The following is a 4,486-nucleotide window of genomic DNA, read 5'->3' as shown; positions in this document are numbered from 1 at the left end:
CGTGAGGGGCGCGGAGGCGAAGCCAAGCACCGCAAGGAGGGAGCGAAGCGACTAACTGAGGAGCGCAGCGAGCGTGCGTGCCCCTCACGGCTGGGGCTTTGGAGGTGTTCACCGCCGATCCGCCGTCAACCATTTATAAGCGAGCGGCTGGAGCTTCTGCAGAATTCACCACGAAGCGACCGGTCACGACGTCTTATTCGGTCGCGAGCGACGGCGGTAGGTCCAGCTCGAACAGCCGCGCGTTGCAGGCGGCACAGCGCCCGGCGATCACGTCGTAGCTCGTACAGCAGGACTCGACGACGCGCTCCTCGAGATCCACGTGGCCCTCGCAGGCGGGGCACTCCTCGACGAACAGTCGGAGCGCGCCGAGCACGCCGCTCCGGGTCGCGAGCGGGAGGGCCGTCCAGTCGTCGAGCCGGTCGGTCAGCACGCGGTCGGCGGCGACGTCGGCGAGGAACGCGGCGCGGGACTCCCAGTGACCGATGCGCTCGCCGTCGGCGGAGGCGAAGGCGGTCCCGCCGCGCCAGTCGAGCGAGAGCGAGTCGTCGTCGACGTCGGCGAGCGACGCGAGCGCCGCCAGGTCCGCGTCGACGTCGGAGTCGCTGCGAGCGTCGTCCCCCTCGGCACCGGCCTCGGCGGCAGCACTCGCGTCGATGTGCATCCCGTCGAGGGCGGCGCGCCACGTGGACGCGAACCACGGGGCGAACGCGAGGTCGGCCCCGTCGGGCGTCTCGACGAGGACCTCGGTCGACAGCAGGTACGACTCCGCGTCGACGTCGGTCGGCGGGGCGGCCGCCCTCCCCTTCCCGAAGAGCCGCAGGACGCGCTCGGGGAGGTACCGCTTGGTGAGTTCGGGCGTCCCCGGGACGAGGTAGCCGCGGAGCCAGATCGCCGCGAGGGAGGCGGCGAGGGCGAGCGCGGCGAGCCCCGGGCGACCGACGACCGCGAGCGCGGCGGCGACCGCGACCGCGACGGCGACGTTGACCGCGGTACAGGGGAGACAGCGGTTTTCGCCGGTGTACTCCGGGCGGCGAAGCCGGGCGAGGCGACCGAGACGGGTGTCGCGAGTGGGCGTCATGCCTAGACTGAGGCGCCGATCGGTCGTATGTATGGACGCCATACCGCCCGTCGCGAAAGGGCGGACGAACCGAACCAGACCAGAACCGGAGGCGAGTTACCAACAGGAAGAGATATGTTAGTTGGTGACAGTCACCAGTCAGAGATACTCTTCGAGAGATTAATGTCATCCCAACTCACCAAGCAGAAGGATGCGGCCCCGAGCGAGGGCACCGGGCCGTCGCGCGACGAGATATTCACGGCGTTGAGCAACCGCCGACGGCGGAACGTGATCGCCTATCTGAGAGAGCACGGGAACGACGCTCGCGTGAGAGACATCGCCGAGCAGCTGGCGGCGTGGGAGAACGAACTCGCGGTCAACGAGGTCACGTACAAACAGCGGAAGCGCGTCTACACCGCGCTCCACCAGTCGCACCTCCCGAAGCTGGCCGAGAACGGGTTCATCGCGTACGAGCCGGACAGGGGGATCGTCTCCCTCACCGAGCAGAGTCGACAGTTGGAGGTGTACCTCGAAGTCGTCTCCGAGAACGAGATCCTGTGGAGCGAGTACTACGTGGGCCTCGGCGTCGCCTGCGGGCTGCTCGCCGGGGCCGCGGCGATCGGGACCGTCCCGTTCGCCGACGTGTCGGGGTACGCGTACGCGGTCCTCTTCGCGGTGCTCTTCGCCGTCTCCGGCCTGATACACCGGACGGTGACGCGTCGTAACCGGGTCGGGTAGCGTCGCCGCTCGGCGCGACACCCGTAGGGTTTTAGCCGCCCACGGCGGGAGTACGGGTATATGGCAACGGGGATCGTCGGGGAGTTCCTCGATCTCAAGACGGAGACGGACGCGGACGTCCTCGCGATGCAGTGCGGCGACTTCTACGAGTTCTTCGCGGACGACGCGGAGCTGGTCGCCGACGAGCTCGACCTGACGGTGTCACAGAAGTCCTCGCACGGCTCGTCGTACCCGATGGCGGGCGTCCCGCTCTCGGAGCTGACGCCCTACGTGAAGGCGCTCGTCGAGCGCGGCTACCGGGTCGCCGTCGCCGACCAGTACGAGACGGACGACGGCCACGCCCGCGAGATCACGCGGGTCGTCACGCCCGGGACCCTGCTGGAGACCGCCGACGACGACGCGCGGTACCTCGCGGCGGTCGTCCGCGAGGGCGACGGCGGCGGGGCGTCGGCCGCGGGGGAGACGAGCGACGAAGCTGACGGCCCCTACGGGCTCGCGCTCGCCGACGTCACCACGGGCCGGTTCCTCGTCACCGAGGTCGACGACGAGAGCGACCTCCGGGCGGAGCTGTACCGGTTCGATCCCGCGGAGGTGCTCCCCGGCCCCCGCGTCCGCAACGACGACCGGCTGCTCGGCGCGGTCAGGGAGGACCTCTCCGGGTCGGTGTCGCTGTTCGACGCGGAGGCGTTCGCGCCGGGGCGGGCGAAGCACGCGGTCCGCGAGCAGTTCGGCCGGGAGACCGCCGACAGCGTCGGGATCGACTCCGACCTCGCGCTGCGCGCGGCCGGCGCGACCCTCGGCTACGTCGAGGAGACGGGCGCCGGCGTGCTCGCGTCGATGACCCGGCTCACGGCGTACGGCGACGGCGACCACGTCGACGTCGACGCGACGACCCAGCGCAACCTCGAACTCACGGAGACGATGCGCGGCGATGGGGAGGGGTCGCTGTTCGAGACGATCGACCACACCGTCACCGCGGCCGGCGGGCGGCTCCTCCGGGAGTGGCTCACCCGACCGCGCCGGGACCGGGCGCGGCTGGACCGCCGGCTCGACGCGGTCGAGGCGCTGGCGTCGGCCGCCCTCGCGCGCGACCGCCTCCGCGAGACGCTCGGGGAGGCGTACGACCTCGAACGGCTCGCCGCGCGGGCGACGAGCGGGAGCGCGGGCGCACGCGAACTCCTCTCGATGCGCGACACCCTCGCGCTGGTGCCGGCGATGGTCGACGCCGTCGAGGGGACCGCGCTCGCGGACTCGCCGGTCGCGGCGGTTCTGGAGGGCCTCGACCGCGACCGCGCCCGTGCGCTCCACGGCGAGCTCGCCGACGCGCTCGCGGACGACCCGCCGGAGGCGAAGACGCAGGGCGGGCTCCTCCGAGAGGGGTACGACGACGAGCTCGACGAGCTGATCGCGAGCCACGAGGAGGCCAAAGAGTGGCTCGACACCCTCGCGGAGCGGGAGAAGCGGCGGCACGGCCTCAGCCACGTCACGGTCGACCGCAACAAGACGGACGGCTACTACATCCAGGTCGGCAAGTCGGTCGCCGATCAGGTCCCCGATCACTACCGGGAGATCAAGACGCTGAAGAACTCCAAGCGGTTCGTCACCGACGAGCTGGCGGAGCGGGAACGGGAGGTGCTCCGCTTGGAGGAGGCCCGCGGCGAGCTGGAGTACGAGCTGTTCGAGGAGCTGCGCGAGCGCGTCGCCGGCGACGCCGAGCTGCTGCAGGACGTCGGGCGGGCCCTCGCCGAGGTCGACGCGCTCGCGTCGCTCGCGACCCACGCCGCCGGCAACGACTGGACGCGCCCGGAGCTGACGGACGAGCGCCGGCTCGACGTGGAGGCCGGGCGCCACCCCGTCGTCGAGCGGGCGACGGACTTCGTGCCGAACGACCTCCGGCTCGACGACGAGCGGGGCTTCCTGATCGTCACCGGGCCGAACATGAGCGGGAAGTCGACGTACATGCGGCAGGCGGCCCTGATCCAGCTGCTCGCGCAGGCGGGGTCGTTCGTCCCCGCGCGGGCGGCCACGGTCGGGCTCGTCGACGGGATCTACACCCGCGTCGGCGCGCTCGACGAGCTGGCGCAGGGGCGCTCGACGTTCATGGTCGAGATGCAGGAGCTGTCGAACATCCTCCACTCGGCGACCGCCGACTCCCTCGTCATCCTCGACGAGGTCGGCCGCGGGACCGCCACCTACGACGGGATCTCCATCGCGTGGGCCGCGACCGAGTACCTCCACAACGAGGTGCGCGCGCGCACCCTCTTCGCCACGCACTACCACGAGCTGACGACGCTCGCCGATCACCTCCCCCGGGTCGCCAACGTCCACGTCGCCGTCGACGAGCGGGACGGCGAGGTGACGTTCCTCCGGACGGTCCGCGACGGCCCGACGAACCGGTCGTACGGAGTTCACGTCGCCGACCTCGCCGGGGTCCCCGAGCCGGTCGTCGGGCGCGCCGACGAGGTGCTCGACCGGCTCCGCGAGGAGAAGGCGATCGAGGCGAAGGGGTCGCGGGGCGGAGTCGGCGGGCGGGCAGACGGACCCGGAAGCGGCGGCACGGGGGACGGAGCCGGGGCCGGCGAGGGGACGAAGCAGGTCGTCTTCGACCTCTCGTCCGGGTCGTTCGCGGACGAGGGCGGCGCCGGGTCGACCGGGGCGGCCGCCGACGCCTCCGCCCCCGAAGAGGGCCGA

General features: G+C 71.7%; 3 protein-coding genes. 2 read left to right on the top strand and 1 reads right to left on the bottom strand.

From position 1 onward, the window contains the following. Positions 1-193: 193 nt before the first annotated feature. Positions 194-1,078 (bottom strand): hypothetical protein, encoded by an 885-nt coding sequence (locus DJ81_RS11705; protein ID WP_094527676.1) that lies wholly within the window; start codon positions 1,076-1,078, stop codon positions 194-196. Between the two features lie 162 nt (positions 1,079-1,240). Between DJ81_RS11705 and DJ81_RS11700 the strand changes: the two genes are divergently transcribed. Continuing rightward, a complete protein-coding gene (locus tag DJ81_RS11700; protein WP_094527677.1) occupies positions 1,241-1,795 on the top strand; it encodes a hypothetical protein in 555 nt (184 codons plus the stop codon). A gap of 60 nt (positions 1,796-1,855) precedes the next feature. After that, a partial coding sequence (gene mutS / locus DJ81_RS11695) for a DNA mismatch repair protein MutS (protein WP_094589841.1) occupies positions 1,856-4,486 on the top strand: 2,631 nt, incomplete at its 3' end.

The sequence above is a fragment of the Halorubrum sp. Hd13 genome (genome assembly GCF_002252755.1).
Taxonomy (GTDB): domain Archaea; phylum Halobacteriota; class Halobacteria; order Halobacteriales; family Haloferacaceae; genus Halorubrum.
The sequence above is the reverse complement of the archived record's forward strand: the minus strand, read 5'-3'. Positions and strand labels throughout refer to the sequence as shown.

Bases quoted from the DNA above. Each gene is read 5' to 3' on its own strand.
- DJ81_RS11705 (WP_094527676.1), bottom strand. From the start codon at position 1,078: ATGACGCCCACTCGCGACACCCGTCTCGGTCGCCTCGCCCGGCTTCGC.
- DJ81_RS11700 (WP_094527677.1), top strand. From the start codon at position 1,241: ATGTCATCCCAACTCACCAAGCAGAAGGATGCGGCCCCGAGCGAGGGC.